Consider the following 14714-nt stretch of genomic DNA (forward strand, 5'->3'; position numbering starts at 1 on the left):
CATCAGGACGTAGCGGTGCCGACCCCATTCATCATGTTTCCGCAAGTTCGGTGATCTCGAAAAACTTGGTGCCGGCGGCGGCGGCGAGCAGGGTCAGGCGCTCGCTGACCGCCTCGCTGTCGGGAACGCGTGCAGATTTGGCAACTTCCAGACGCAAGCGCGTGGAGCCGATTTTCAAACGCGAGTTGGCCAGCACCGAGGGTATGCCGCCAGAAAGACGGTAGGCCAGGAGAATGGCACGGCCGAGTATTTCGGCGCGGCGGCGGTCCGTTTCGGAGAGAAGTTTCAGCCCCGCCGAAAGATAAGGCGCATCGAGCCGTCCCGCATAGCGCGCATGAAGGGCAATGGCGAGGAAGGCGCGCTCCCAATGTTCGAGCCCGATGAGAGGGAATTGCAAGGTACGACGAAAACTTTCCTCGGCCCTGAGATCGGGATGATCGCGCCAACCAATATCCGAAAGCGCACATACGGCAATCCGCAGGCGCGTATAGGCGGGCCTCTCCTCTTTGACCAGATCCGCCGTCCAGTCGACCAGAGCCGGAGCGAAATCCGGCACGCGCGCCACCGGTAAGCCGATCAGTTGGGCGCCTTCGACCAGCGGATCGAGATAGCGCTCCTGAGGGGCGAGCTGCGAATAAAGCCAGCCTTCGCGCAGACCGAGCGCGGAAAAGACCACATGCTGCGGGGCAAGGTGCTTGAGCACGCGGTCGAGCATCAAGGCCGCGGCAGGCAAGGTCCGAGAGCGCCGGCGCGAGACGCCGGCCAGTTCGCCCATCTTGCCAGGGGCGAGCCGCAAAATCGTTTTCGCGAAGCTGCGGGCTTCCGCCGTCGTGATGCGATACCCATGCACGACCTGGACCGGAGCGCCCATCGCGATCATATGGGCCTTGGCAAAGGCACGCCAGCCGCCGCCAACGGCAAAAAAGGTCGGCCTGACGAAGGACAACGGCAGGCCTTTCGTCAAAAGAGCATCGATCTGGCGCTTGGAGTCCTCCCCTTTTTTCATGATGGCCTCGACCGGCAAAGCACCGAGCGGCAGGCTGACCCATTCATCTCCGACCTGATCGTCATGCGCCTCCGCGACTTCAAGGCTGCCGCCGCCCATGTCGCCGACGACGCCGACGGGGCGAAAAAAGCCCGAGATGACCCCGAGAGTGGCAAATCGGGCCTCTTCGGCGCCCGAAAGGATACGAACGTCGACGCCGGCATCCTGGCTGATGGCCTTGACCAGGTCCTTGCCATTGCCGGCCCGGCGAATGGCCTCCGTCGCCGTCGCATCGAGCCGTGCAACGCCCATTGCGTCGGCGATCGCCCGGAATCGCCGTACGGCTTCGACGGTGCGGCGGAAGCCGTCGGCGGCGATCATGCCCGTCTGTGCCAGCCCCTCGCCAAGGCGGCAAAGGGATTTCTCGTTAAAACGCGGCAAAGGCGCGCGGCCGAGTTGATCGTACACGACGAGACGGATCGAATTGGAGCCGATGTCGATGACGCCATAGGGCGGCCGATCAAGGCGGCCCGCGCGCTTGGGATCGAGCTCGAGCGGCCGTTGGACCGGTGCGGCGTCGGTGCCCTTTGCCATGAAGCCTCCCTTTCATTCTCGGACAGCAAATCTTTTTTGTTACTATGCGCCCCGCTCGCCTGATTTCGCAACGCCGTCGATCGCCGCATGCCTCCCTGGCTTGTCGGGAAGCGGCGGCCTCACTCTGAGCCCGCTATCGGGCTGGCTTTCGCCCAATTAAGGGGCATATGACGCGACATTGACCACAGGTGCTGTCTTTGCACCAACAGTTCGTTGCCTCGTCGTTCCACCGCACGGTCCCAACGCGGCAACGTATTTAAGTTTTTAAATCAATGCCGGTTGCTCCCGCCAAAGTTGTATCGCCAATACACGTGGCTATGCCGCCATTCGCCACTTGGCACGTACCCTGCATTGGGTAGTCCGGAGTATGGTGGGAGTGGCGGAGTGACGGCATTAAAAGAGTCGAGCGTCAAGGCACGGGGCCAAGTCGAATATGCGGCAGTCAGCAAATCTTACGGGGGCACTGTTGCGGTCGACTGCATCGATTTGAAGATTCCGGCGGCAACCTATTGCTGTCTGCTCGGCCCCTCCGGTTGCGGCAAGACGACCACGCTGCGGATGTTGGCCGGCCACGAGGCCGTCACCTCGGGCGATATCATCATCGACAATGTCAATGTCACGGATCTGCCGCCGGCCAAGCGCGGCACCGCTATGATGTTTCAAAGCTACGCTTTGTTCCCGCATCTTTCTTGCCTCGACAATGTGGCCTTCTCATTGAAAATGCGTGGTGTCGACAAGAAAGTTCGGCGGGCCAAGGCGCTTGAGCTCTTGACGCTCGTCAACATGGCGCAATATGCGGAGCGCCGCCCGGCCCAGCTCTCGGGGGGACAGCAGCAGCGCGTCGCCCTTGCGCGCGCGCTCATCACCGAGCCGCAGATCCTGCTGCTCGATGAGCCGCTATCCGCGCTCGATCCTTTCCTGCGTGTCAAGATGCGCGCGGAATTGCGCCGGCTGCAAAAGGAGCTCGGCATCAGTTTCGTGCATGTGACGCATGGTCAAGATGAGGCGATGGCTCTTGCCGATCTGATCGTCGTCATGAACGGCGGCAAGATCGAGCAGTTTGGGCCACCGCGTGAGGTCTTCAACGCGCCCAAGACGGAATTCGTCGCCAAATTCATGGGTGGGCACAATATCTTGCCGAGCGATTCCGGGCCGATCGCCGTGCGGACCGATCTTACGACGCTGCGGCCTATCACGCTTGGCTCAAATTCCGAGCTGACGGCGACGATTCGGAGCATGGAATATCAGGGCACGCATTTTCATGTCGTGCTCGCCGCACCGAATCTGCCCGAGCTGACCGCCCTTGTCGGCGAGCAAGCCTTTTACGCCACACCGTTTCAACCTGGCGACCATGTCGCCGTCAGCTGGAATCCGGCGGACGTTCATCGTTTAGAGCCGCTTGATAGGAGAGTATGATGACCAAAAATGAGAAGAGGGGAATTTCCCGCCGCAAACTGCTGAAGAGTGCGACGGCGCTCGCCGGTGTTGCCGCGGGCTCCGGCGCTATTACCGGCTTTCCGGCGGTGTGGTCGCAAGAGCCCAAAGTGCTGCGCTATCTGGGCACCGCGGTCAATCAATCGGACGACATTACGAAGAAGGTCAAAGAAGATACGGGCATCACGATCGAATATATTTCGGCGACGACGGATGACGTGACGAAGCGTGTCATCACCCAGCCGAATTCCTTCGACGTGCTCGACACCGAATATTTCAGCCTCAAGAAACTGGTGCCGTCGGGAAATATTCTTGGCCTCGATGCCAAGAAGATCAAGGAATTCGACAACATCACGCCCGTGTTCACCAAGGGCGAATTGCCGAACGGCAAAAAGATCGGCGATCAAGGAACGGCGCCGAAAAAGGTGATGTTCCTGGAAGGCGCCAACTCCACGACCTTCGCCAAAGAGGTCACCGAATGGGTGACGCTGATTCCGACCGTCTACAATGCCGACACGCTGGGCATCCGCCCGGATTTGATCAAGCGTCCGATCGATTCTTGGGCCGAATTGTTGAACCCCGAGTTCAAGGGCAAGGCAGCGATTCTCAACATCCCGTCGATCGGTATCATGGATGCCGCGATGGTGATCGAAGCCATGGGCAAATACAAATATCCGGACAAGGGCAATATGACGCGCCAGGAAATCGACCTCACCATGGGTGTGATGACCGAGGCGAAAAAGTCCGGCCAATTCCGCGCCTTCTGGAAGGATTTCAACGAGAGCGTGAATCTCATGGCTTCGGGCGAGACCGTTATTCAGTCGATGTGGTCGCCGGCCGTGACGGCGGTGCGCACGAAGGGCATTCCGTGCGTCTTCCAGCCGCTCAAGGAAGGTTATCGCTCCTGGGCGTCGGGCTTCTGCATGTCGAAAGGTGTGACCGGCAAGAAGCAGGAATGGGCCTACGAATTCGTCAATTGGTTCTTGTCCGGCTGGGCCGGCGCCTATCTGAATCGTCAGGGCTATTATTCCGCCGTCCTTTCCACCGCCAAAGCCAATATGGAGCCCTATGAATGGGCCTATTGGATGGAAGGCAAGCCGGCGGAAAAGGACATTCATGCGCCGGATGGTTCGTTGCTCGAAAAGGCTGGGGCCGTGCGCGACGGTGGATCATACGACGATCGCATGGGTAGTGTGGCGTGCTGGAACTCGATCATGGACGAGAACGATTACATGGTCCGCAAATGGAATGAATTCATCGCCGCGTAAGCGGAGGGCTGCGCGCGTCGCGCGTGGCATTCGTCTCGGCTTCCGGTTCAAACCGGAAGCCATTTCTTAAGGATGCAGAAGCAGCCAGTATGTTTTCAACCTTTCGCACCTCCGGCGTCCCCGCGCGACTTCAGGCGCTGCCTTTCGCGCTGGTCTTTCTTCTTTTTTTCATTGTGCCGCTGGCCTTGGTCGTTCTCGTCAGTTTCTGGGACTATAACGATTACGCGATCCTGCCGCACTTCACGTTCCGTTCTTATACGGAAACATTCGAAGGCTGTTACGATCAGCTCCCGAACTTGTGCACCATTCTGAAAACCTATGTGTCCACGGTTAAATTCTGCTTCATTGTCTGGCTTTTGACGCTCGTCATCGGCTTTACCGTCGCCTATTTCGTCGCCTTTCACATCCGTTCGACAACCATGCAGATGACCCTCTTTCTCATCTGCACCATTCCGTTCTGGACATCGAACGTCATTCGAATGATCTCGTGGATTCCATTGCTGGGCCGCAACGGGCTGTTGAATACGACGCTACAATCGATGGGCATCACACATGCGCCGGTCGAATGGTTTCTCTATTCCGAATTCTCCGTCATTCTGGCCTTCGTGCATCTGTTCACGTTTTTCATGGTCGTGCCGATCTTCAATTCCATGATGCGGATCGATCGCAATTTGCTGGAGGCGGCATATGACGCCGGCGCCACCGGCTGGCAGACATTGTGGAATGTGGTCGTTCCGCTCGCCAAACCCGGCATCGTGATCGGCTCGATCTTTGTCATCACAATCGTCATGGGCGATTTCATCACTGTTGGCGTCATGGGCGGCGAGCAGATCGCCTCGGCGGGCAAGATCATCGAAACGCGTCTCAATGCGCTGCAATTCCCGCCGGCCGCGGCCAATGCCGTCATCTTGCTCGGCTGCACGCTTCTGATCATTGCGGCGTTGACGCGCATCGTCGACATGCGCAAGGAGCTTTGATCATGCGTGACGGACGCCCCGCATCCTTCTATTGGCTGGCGCTGTTCTTCGGATTGTTCGTGTTGTTCCTGTACGGGCCGACGATCACGATCTTCATTCTGTCGTTCCAAGGTCCGAACGGTGGCATGACGTTTCCCATGAACGGCGTCTCGTTGCACTGGTTCGAAAAGCTTTGGGCCGGCGGCGGCATCGTCGACATCAATTCTGCCTTCCAGCGCTCGCTGGAGCTCGGCGTCGTCGTCATGATTCTTACAGTGATCTTGTCGGTTCTTGCGGGCCTCGCCTATCGCAAGCGGTTTTTTGGGGACGGATTGCTGTTTTACGTCACGGTCGCGAGCTTGATCGTGCCCTCGATCGTCACCTCGCTGGGGATCGCGCTGCAGTTCCGGCTGATCGACGACGCGGTCAAGAACTACGCCCCCGCCTGGGTCAGCGATGGCCTCTCGACCACGATGGGCCTATTTACTTCGGGGCTTGGCGCGCATCTCACGTGGACGCTACCCTTCGGACTGCTGGTCATGTTCGCGATTTTCAACCGTTTCGATTCCCGACTCGAAGAGGCGGCGCGGGATTTGGGCGCGACGCCGTGGCAAACCTTCGCGCACGTGATTTTGCCGATCATTCTCCCATCCGTCATCGGCATCGGGCTCTTTGGCTTCACTTTGTCCTGGGACGAGATCGCGCGCTCCAGCCAGGCGATCGGCGAACACAATACATTGCCGATGGAACTGCAGGCGCTTACCACGACCGTCACGACGCCGGAGATTTACGCGCTTGGCACGGTGACGACGACGGTGTCGTTCCTCGTGATCGGCTGTGCGCTCGTGTCGATCCTGATTCTGCGCAACCGCCAGGCCCGATTCGGTTCTGACGCCGGCAAAGCCTGACTTCATTTGCACCGCATATCGGGAAATTGTCCGCCGCCTTGGGGAAAAGTCGGCGCAAACGGGTGCCTGTGATAGCGCGAAGGAACTTTTTAACCGTCCTTGCCCTATTCGGATTGTGAAGCCCTTGGCAAAATCAATAACCGGGTTGCGGATATTATGCGTCTTTCCCAAACGACATATTTGAATGCGGCAACAGACTTCCAGTCCGATGGAAATTCTGACGCGAATCAACTCGCCAATGAGGACTGCCGCGCCGAGGAAATGCGGACCGCTCCTGCCGTGCGGCCGATAACCAATTTGCAGCCCAAGCCGGTTGCGCCGCCATCGGCGGAGAATGTGACTTCGCCGGGCTGGCAGAAGGCTTTTTTGATGGGCCCGAATGTCCGTTTTACCCGTACGCGGGAAGTAGACATCGTTGGCCGCCGACCGTCTGCCGAATCGTTGCCCGTGGAGCGGCCATCGACCGGGACGGAGTCCGACGTGCAAGGCAGCGAAACTCCGGCGACGGAACCGCCTGTTTCGGCCGCCGCGCCCGGAGCGGAATTGGCCGTCGAAAATGCAGCACCTCCCTCGACTATTTTGGAGGCTTCTTCACATGTGCCGGGCTCCGTTGCCGCACGCGCATCTGAATCGCGCTTTACCCATCTGTCCGACTTCGCCTTCTGGGATGCGATGCCTTTCGAGGGCGAGTTCGTGTCCGCGATCAAGGGCGCGCCGGTTCAGTCGCTGGTCATTCCCGAGATCGACGTCGAGGCTGAAGCGATCGTCGCGAAATATCGGGTTGTCGAATGCCGCCGGCCCGCACCGGCGATGAATGCGCCGCAAGTGGCCGAGGTGCCGCCCGCTGCCGTTACAACCGCCTTGGTTCAGGACGATCATGTCGCCGAGACGGCGCCGATCGAGATGCCCGTGACAGCGGAGCCCGTCGCCCCAGACGCGCCGATGGAAATGGAGCCGGGTGCTGCTGCCGAATTCGAGCCAACGGTTCCGCAAACCGGCCCGGCAGATGTCTTTGCCGCGGACGCCGAGGCGGCGGCTGAAATTCCTTCCGCTGCCATTCCGGAAGCGGAGCCGATGTTTGCGAATATTCCGACGCAGCCGGTATTCGAACCAGTCACAGAAACGGAAACGGCTGCTCCTGCCGTTGAAGCGGCGCCCCGCTATGTGAGCGCCGAGCCGATCACCATCGTGCCGCGCAGGCACCCTGCCTTGCCGCCGGTCGAGGGGTGGCCCGCTGCCGCTGCTGGCTCTGCGGAATACGAGTTTCCGCCACGCGACCTGCTGCAAGAGCCCGTCGTCCGGTCCGCCGTGATCATGACGCAGGAAACGTTGGAGCAGAACGCCGGTCTGCTGGAAAGCGTGCTGGAGGATTTCGGCGTCAAGGGCGAGATCATCCACGTCCGGCCCGGCCCGGTGGTGACGCTCTACGAATTCGAACCGGCCCCCGGGGTGAAATCTTCGCGCGTCATCAATCTCGCGGACGATATCGCCCGTTCGATGTCCGCGCTCTCGGCCCGCGTCGCCGTTGTTCCAGGCCGCAATGTCATCGGCATCGAACTGCCGAACAACGTCCGCGAGACGGTCTATTTCCGCGAGATGATCGAATCGCCCGATTTCGAACGAAGCGGTTACAAGCTGGCACTCGGCCTCGGCAAAACCATTGGCGGCGAGCCGGTCATCGCGGAGCTCGCCAAGATGCCTCATCTGCTAGTCGCCGGCACCACCGGCTCGGGCAAGTCCGTTGCCATCAACACGATGATCCTGTCGCTGCTCTACCGCATGACGCCGGAGCAATGCCGTTTGATCATGGTGGACCCGAAGATGCTGGAACTGTCCGTTTATGACGGCATCCCGCACTTGCTGACGCCCGTCGTGACCGACCCGAAGAAGGCCGTGATGGCGCTGAAATGGGCGGTGCGCGAGATGGAGGATCGCTACCGGAAGATGTCGCGCCTCGGGGTGCGCAATATCGACGGATACAACAGCCGTGTCGCGGTCGCGCGCGAAAAGGGCGAGACGATCCACGTGATGGTCCAGACTGGGTTCGACAAGAGCACGGGCGCGCCGATCGAGCAAAGCCAGGAAATGGACCTGGCGGCGATGCCTTATATCGTCGTGATCGTCGACGAGATGGCAGACCTGATGATGGTCGCCGGCAAGGAGATCGAAGGCGCAATCCAGCGTCTGGCGCAAATGGCGCGCGCTGCCGGCATCCATCTCATCATGGCGACCCAGCGTCCCTCCGTCGATGTCATCACCGGCACGATCAAAGCGAATTTCCCGACGCGCATTTCGTTCCAGGTGACGTCGAAGATCGACAGCCGCACCATTCTTGGCGAGCAGGGCGCCGAACAATTGCTCGGCCAGGGCGATATGCTGCACATGGCCGGCGGTGGCCGCATTTCTCGCGTCCACGGCCCGTTCGTCTCGGATGCGGAAGTCGAAAAGGTCGTCGCGCATCTGAAGCAGCAGGGTCGCCCGGAATATCTCGATACGGTCACATCAGGCGACGAAGAGGAAGCCGAGGAAGAGGATGCGGCGGTCTTCGACAAAGGCGCGATTGCCGCTGATGAGGGGGACGACCTCTACGAGCGGGCCGTGAAGGTCATCCTGCGTGATAAGAAGTGTTCGACATCCTATATCCAACGCCGCCTGGGCATCGGATACAATCGCGCAGCGTCGCTTGTCGAGCGCATGGAGAAGGAAGGCCTCGTCGGCCCAGCGAACCATGTCGGCAAGCGGGAGATCATTTCCAACAACCGCAACGGCGGCGGGCCGGTAGCCAAAGACGATGACGATTGATGCGAGTTTTGTGCGATGGTGATCGGGCATTCTTCGTGTCAATGCGCTTGGAACCGTCTTGGGCAATCGGTTCAATAGGTGACGGTCGCGATGATCGTGTCCTGGTAGGTGTTGGGTGGCGGCGTCGTTTGGATCGGCACGACGCCGTAGACCGGGATGGTCTGGGTCGCGGCCGTCCCGGTGCCGGAAAGCCAGTTGCTCGACGTGTTGCCCCATGGCGTGCTGCCGCCGGACTGCTGATAGAGCCCATAGCGTATACTGTTCGAACCGGCGGTCATGGAGCGGGCCGTCGGGTCGGTCGCGCCGGAATTGCCGCCGTTCAGCCCGATCGTATAGCCTGTGCTTTTCGTACATTGGACGCTGAGGCTGGACTGTCCGGTGTGGACGGTGGTCAAATCGCCGACGGAACCGAAATTCAAATTGGTCGCACTGATGTTGCAGGACTTCTGCACGATCACCTGGGCGGATACGTTGGCGGTTGTCGTGCCGCTGCTGAGGATATCATGGGACGTGCAACTGGTGGTCGACCAGGTGGCCGAGCCTGTCAGTGATTGGGTATAAGTGCCGGAAGGAACGCTGCTTTGCCCCCCGAACATGGTGGCTGGGAGATTGATGGTCACCTTCTGGTCCAAGCTCAATGCCACGGCGGGAACCACGATCGGCGTGGTGCTGGACCAGACGTTCGAGGGCGTGGTCGGATCGTCGAGTTGCCAGGCCACCGAGCCGCCCGAGCCCTGCATCGAATAGGCCGGAAAGGTGATGCACATGTAGATATTGGCCTGCAAGGCGGTGATGCCGCAGTCGACGGTAAGCGACGCGTTGGTGTTGATGGCGGCGCCCGGCAGCACGTCGACCGTGCCGAAATTCTCCTGCGTCACCGTGACATTACAGGCGAGGGTCAGTGCGTGCGTGGGTCTCGGCGCCAGGAACATTCCGGCGAAGGCAAGAAGGGAGAGCAGGCAGAGCCGGAGTGTCCGCATCATTGACATGTGACGGGTCCAATCAGGGGTTGACGGTCGGATCGCGGCTGATAGCCGAAAGTGGCGGTGCAATCGTGGTCGCCGAGGTCGATGGAGACGGTATTCTCGGCCTTGAGATGCTTGACATAGGCTTGGCCGTCGTAGCCGACCACGAAGCTTTCGTCAGTCCCTTGGAGCTGCCCTTTGCTGCCGGCGAGCAAGTTGACTCCCGCTGCATCGCGGAAGATGACGATGGCGCCGTCGACTTTGTGGTCGATGCCGAAGGTGAGTGCGACGCCGCTCCGCCGTGCCGTCGAGACAGCCTGTCGTGTTGTGCTGGCATCCGCGTTCATCGGCAGGGCAAGCGGGTCGATGCCGACGTGATTGTTCTGATAGGAGGGAAGGTCCGGCAAGACATATTGGCCCAGGACGTTGGTTTTGCCGACGTACCGGTTGTCCTGATAGACCGGCACTCCAGGCACGCCCGTGTTCACCACGGCGAAGCCGTCCTGAATCGTGTTGCTGACGAATGGGCCGCCGTTGACGACATAGCCGGCCGATCCCTCGATCGTCCCCTGGCCGTTGAACGATTTGCCCTGCTGGCTGGCCTCGAGCGAAACCGTGCCATAACTCGAGCGGTAGCCGGCATCCGCGATGCGAACCGGGTTCGCACCCTCGTTGTCGCGCAGCCGCCACGACCAGCTATCGTCCTCATGACCAAGCGCATTGCCGATGTCGACCGATGTCTGGTTGCCGCCATTGGTGAGTGAGCCGCCGATATTGGCATGAACCGTGTCCCCAAGCTGGAAAGACAGGCCGGCGTAAAGCCCCATGTCGTGGCTCTTCGACAGATTGGCGTATCCGGTCGCGAAGAACGAGACATTCTTGGGAAGCTGGCGTGTCAAAGAAGCGGTAACGATGCGTGAGCGGGTCTTGTCCGCCTGGACAAGATTGATGAAGCTGACGCCGACCGTGGTAGGATCGAATCCAAGGTCGGTGCTGACGGAAATGCGGTCGAGCTCGCGCGGTGGCCGCGGGTCGGTCGCAGTGACGAAAGGCAGGCCGTTAAACCCAGGCAACTCCAGCGGGGCGGTAACCGCGGCCAAATCGTTGTAGCGCCCGAAGACGCGCTGGCTCGCGAGATCGAACGTGAAGTGGCTGAATTGGAGGTTGTATTCGGCGTAAACCTGGCCGCCGGTCTGAGCGCTGTAATGGCTGGCGGCCGCGCCGAGGGACAATGTGCCAAAACGGCCGAGCCGCGTCACCGCGCCGAGGCCGCCATTGGCGAGACCGGCTCCGCCTTCGGTGTGGGCCTCCGCCGTCAGCCAGTCCGTGACACCGTATCGCCCGGTCGCCATTCCAACCGGATGCCGGTCATAATCGTCGGACAATATTCCATAGTTGCGGCGGGCAAAACCGCTGTCGAGAGCGAAGTCGATAAAGCCCGGCTTGAGCATGTTGGGCGCGTTGAACATGGGAACGCTCGTCGTCGTCTGATAGCCGGACGCATCAGTTACGACGACGCTCGCCATGCCGTTGCTGGCGATGATCGGTAGGTTGGAGATATTGTACGGACCAGCGGAGACCTGTTGCGAGTAAGTCTTGACGTTGTTGACGAAGACGTCGACCGTGGAGGGGACTGCGGCGCTGCCGCCGATCGACGGCAAAGGCTGGGTCACCAGGTCGGAGCGCAGGCTGAAGTCGCGTTGCAACTGTAGGCCGCCGAGCCGTATCGGGCGTGTCCAGTTGAGACCGCCGGAGATGAAATCACCAGCTCGCCCGGTCATCATCAGATCCTGGCTGGCATATTCGTAAGTCGAATCAAGACGCAGATTGGACGTCCGCGACGTGACCGAGCTGCCGACGATGGCGGTCTGCGACAGAGTCCCGTAAGGGCTGAACGCGCGCGCGTCGAGCGTGGCGTTCACGCCCTGAAAGCTGGGAAATTGTCCGATCTGATTCGTGCTCGTGGCGAAGAGGCGGTAGTTGAGGACGGTGCCCCAGCCCGACTGCGCGGGAGGTGAGCGCTCGATATTACCGCGGGCATCATATTGGCGCGGCAGGCGGTCGGCATCCGTCACGCTGAAGTCTATTATCTGGTGCGGTTCGTCATAGCGATAGGTCACATTGTGGAGGCTCGCCAAATCGACGAGCGAATGGGCGTCGCCGCCCGCTGGCGGTTTGAGGCCGATATCTTCAAGATCCCCTTGGGCGATCTGCAGATGCTTGTCCGGCGTGAGCACGAAGGGCTCTACGAGTTGCGTCGAGGCGCCGTTGATCGAAACTTCGAGATGCAAGGTCATATCCGCTGGCGCGGCAGCCTGATCGGCGGATATCGGTGGCAAAAGCTGGGCTCGCGCAGGATTTGCCGTGACGGAAAAAGTCACCAAGAGGCACAATACGATTTCGTGCGTGCGCCTATGGTGGTAATGCCGCATTGATCGCGCCTCGATCGCTCATCGAGATGACCGATGTGCCTGCTCCTCCAGCGACGTTCGCGGGCACTGGCCAGACCTTCTCGGAATGCCCGAGGACGTAGCCCGCCAGTCCCTTTTGGACGCTGACGACGCGATTGCCTTTCTTGAGTGCGAGATTGGTGAGCTGGACGCGTCTGTCGCCGGAATTTTCCGCAACCAGGACGCGACGGCCACCGCGCGTCTCCAGCGCCCAGCGCAGGCGTGGTTGCGATTCGTCGGGCGAGCCGAAGAATGCCGGCACCAGAAACCGCAGCACCACCTCGACCGTGCCGTTGCGCTGCCGGTTCGGATTGGGAAGTTGATCGACGACGACGCGGTAAGCTTCTTCCTGAGCCGGAGGCTCGGACGACATGCGCTGCAGGCGCACGACATAATCCTGATTGGGTGCTACCGCGACGATCGGGGGCGAAACCACGACTTCGTCGGTGGGTTCCAGTCTGTCCTCGCCATCGACCTGGGTCCATTTGAAGACGCGGATCTGGATGTTGAGCGGGCGGCTATCCTGGTTCTTGAGCGTGAGCGTCGTGCGGCTATCGCCCTCGATCAGGATCGGCAAAACGCTCAGTGCGCCGGCACGCGCCGCCGACGAGAGGACCAAAGCGATCGCGAGGGTAGCTGCTAGGACGCCGCGAAGGGTTGAGGCCGTTCCTGCCATCAATACGTGACCGACATGGTGACGGTGTCGGTATAAGTGTCAGGTGTGACTGGTGTCGTATAATTGATCACCTTGGCCTGCAGGGTTTTCGACTGGGCGGCACCGGTGCCTGTGCCGGTGATGACGCTCGTCGTGCTCAGCGCTGTCGTGTTGGTGGCGCCAGTGGTGGTATCGAATAAATTGTATTGCACCACGTCGGTATTGCCCGTCGCGGCGCCCTTCATCTGATGGGTCGATGGCGTGCCTGCAAGGTCGTCCTGCCCCGCGAAGCTGATGGTGTAGCCTGTACCGTTGGAGCAGGTGACATTGAAGGTGGTGGTGCCGGAAATTGTGGCGCCTATCGCGTCGATCGCGCCAGACGACGGCAAAACGATGTTGGCGGGGGTCGTGACGGTGCATTGTTTCAGTATTGTGATCGTGACGGTGAAGCTCGCCGTCGCGGGATCACTGGCGGCGAATGCCGCCTGGGCCGACAACGACAAAATCGTTCCGCAAAAAATAGGTAAACAAAATCTTTTCATTGTCCCCTCCCCAGACAGGGGGCATTGCGGCATCCTCTGTCTATTCCGTCCATAAAGGCCCAAACGTTTTCGAGGCACAAGCAACGCGTGTTGTGTTTGTGTAATTTTCGTGTCGGCGTTGCCATTAAGTGACAGGCAAAATTAAAAAACTGTAATGGCTGCAAAATAAAACCAATCGAGCCCCTTAGAAAGGCTGTTTATGGCCAGTCGGCGAGGCGCGTGGGGGGTCTCAGCTGGGTATTATGTTTGCGATGAGATGGAGATTTGTGTCGAGACGGGCAGATCGCTCCGCATCTTTGATAGGCCTTCGGAGCCGACTGGGACAGGAGAGGGATCGCCCGCGCCTCCATCCTCTGGCAGCGGCAGGAGACTGCGTTTGGCCTTCGGTCACCTCATCGCTGCGGTGGAAGATGGGCTGGCGGGTGGTCGCGGCGTGTCAATTCACGCCGCGCTCTTTCTTGTATTGCGCCACTGCGTCGCGCACGTAACCCTGACCCCATTGCAGGCCTATCGCTTGGGCGGCCTGGGTGATCGTGCTTTGTTTGGCGATGAAATCGATGCCGGCCGGACTCTTGTAGAAAGTCGCGATCGCCTTCAGGTCGGCATCGGAGAAATTCTGGGCATAGACTTGGGCGATCTTGTCCGTGATCTCACTGATCTGCACCTCGGCGCCACTGTTGTAGCGCGCGAGAAAATCGTCGATGCTCTTATCGTCGCCACCCGCCTGCGCGAACAGTACGGGGCGCACCTGCTTGGTCATCGCCGGCAGCGCTTGGCGCATCTGGTCGGCGCTGTGCATGGCGGCGACGAGGTCGCGCGCCAAAGCAAGATGGCTGGCGTCATCCGCCCGCGCCACGGGCGTGGCAAAAACCATTGCCACCAGAAGTCCGATCCCCTTCCATCGCATCGTCCGCCCCTCATTGCTTTTTCCAGCCAAGGCCAAGCCGCCTTGGCGCACCGGTCAGTCCGTATCGGCGCTCACTCTACCGCGCCTCTCGGACACTGCCCATCATTGAAAACGCGTATGACCCAAAAGGTACAGTACACACATTCCGTCCGCATCTACCTAGTTTCGGCAATTGCGAGGAACGCGTGACGCGCGCAATGCGAAAGTAGCAGCGTGCAGGTCTATTGCAGTTCATAGACGCGATTGGC

General features: G+C 60.2%; 11 protein-coding genes. 5 read left to right on the forward strand and 6 right to left on the reverse strand.

Annotated elements, in window-relative coordinates; genetic code table 11:
- Window positions 1-31: 31 nt before the first annotated feature.
- Window positions 32-1579, reverse strand: a complete 1548-nt coding sequence (locus V9T28_RS02865; protein WP_116400689.1) for a Ppx/GppA phosphatase family protein — start codon at window positions 1577-1579, stop codon at window positions 32-34.
- Between the two features lie 384 nt (window positions 1580-1963).
- On the opposite strand from V9T28_RS02865, the gene V9T28_RS02870 reads away from it, so the two are divergent.
- From V9T28_RS02870 to V9T28_RS02890, 5 genes are all read left to right on the forward strand, one after another.
- Window positions 1964-2995, forward strand: coding sequence for an ABC transporter ATP-binding protein (locus V9T28_RS02870; RefSeq protein ID WP_116400690.1), 1032 nt, complete (start codon window positions 1964-1966; stop codon window positions 2993-2995).
- Window positions 2995-4281, forward strand: coding sequence for an ABC transporter substrate-binding protein (locus V9T28_RS02875; protein WP_445242147.1), 1287 nt, complete (start codon window positions 2995-2997; stop codon window positions 4279-4281). The genes V9T28_RS02870 and V9T28_RS02875 overlap by 1 nt, the downstream gene beginning before the upstream one ends.
- An 89-nt stretch (window positions 4282-4370) precedes the next feature.
- Window positions 4371-5258, forward strand: a complete 888-nt coding sequence (locus V9T28_RS02880; RefSeq protein ID WP_116400692.1) for an ABC transporter permease — start codon at window positions 4371-4373, stop codon at window positions 5256-5258.
- A gap of 2 nt (window positions 5259-5260) precedes the next feature.
- Window positions 5261-6145, forward strand: coding sequence for an ABC transporter permease (locus V9T28_RS02885; RefSeq protein ID WP_116400693.1), 885 nt, complete (start codon window positions 5261-5263; stop codon window positions 6143-6145).
- A 156-nt stretch (window positions 6146-6301) separates the two neighbouring features.
- Window positions 6302-8947, forward strand: coding sequence for a DNA translocase FtsK (locus tag V9T28_RS02890; RefSeq protein ID WP_445242148.1), 2646 nt, complete (start codon window positions 6302-6304; stop codon window positions 8945-8947).
- Window positions 8948-9018: 71 nt separating this feature from the next.
- Here the strand turns inward: V9T28_RS02890 and V9T28_RS02895 are convergent, their stop codons facing one another.
- From V9T28_RS02895 to V9T28_RS02915, 5 genes are all read right to left on the reverse strand, one after another.
- Window positions 9019-9936: a Csu type fimbrial protein gene (locus tag V9T28_RS02895; protein ID WP_116400695.1), complete on the reverse strand. Its 918-nt coding sequence runs from the start codon at window positions 9934-9936 to the stop codon at window positions 9019-9021.
- Window positions 9927-12251 (reverse strand): fimbria/pilus outer membrane usher protein, encoded by a 2325-nt coding sequence (locus V9T28_RS02900; protein WP_158554789.1) that lies wholly within the window; start codon window positions 12249-12251, stop codon window positions 9927-9929. Before V9T28_RS02900 ends, V9T28_RS02895 begins: the two co-directional genes overlap by 10 nt.
- A 73-nt stretch (window positions 12252-12324) precedes the next feature.
- On the reverse strand, window positions 12325-13038 hold the full coding sequence (locus V9T28_RS02905; RefSeq protein WP_116400697.1) for a fimbrial biogenesis chaperone: 714 nt from the start codon (window positions 13036-13038) through the stop codon (window positions 12325-12327).
- Window positions 13038-13559, reverse strand: coding sequence for a Csu type fimbrial protein (locus V9T28_RS02910; protein WP_210210413.1), 522 nt, complete (start codon window positions 13557-13559; stop codon window positions 13038-13040). Before V9T28_RS02910 ends, V9T28_RS02905 begins: the two co-directional genes overlap by 1 nt.
- A gap of 436 nt (window positions 13560-13995) precedes the next feature.
- Window positions 13996-14466, reverse strand: coding sequence for a DUF2059 domain-containing protein (locus tag V9T28_RS02915; RefSeq protein ID WP_116400699.1), 471 nt, complete (start codon window positions 14464-14466; stop codon window positions 13996-13998).
- Between the last annotated feature and the right edge of the window lie 248 nt (window positions 14467-14714).

It is taken from the genome of Methylovirgula sp. 4M-Z18 (genome assembly GCF_037890675.1).
Taxonomy (GTDB): Bacteria; Pseudomonadota; Alphaproteobacteria; order Rhizobiales; family Beijerinckiaceae; genus 4M-Z18.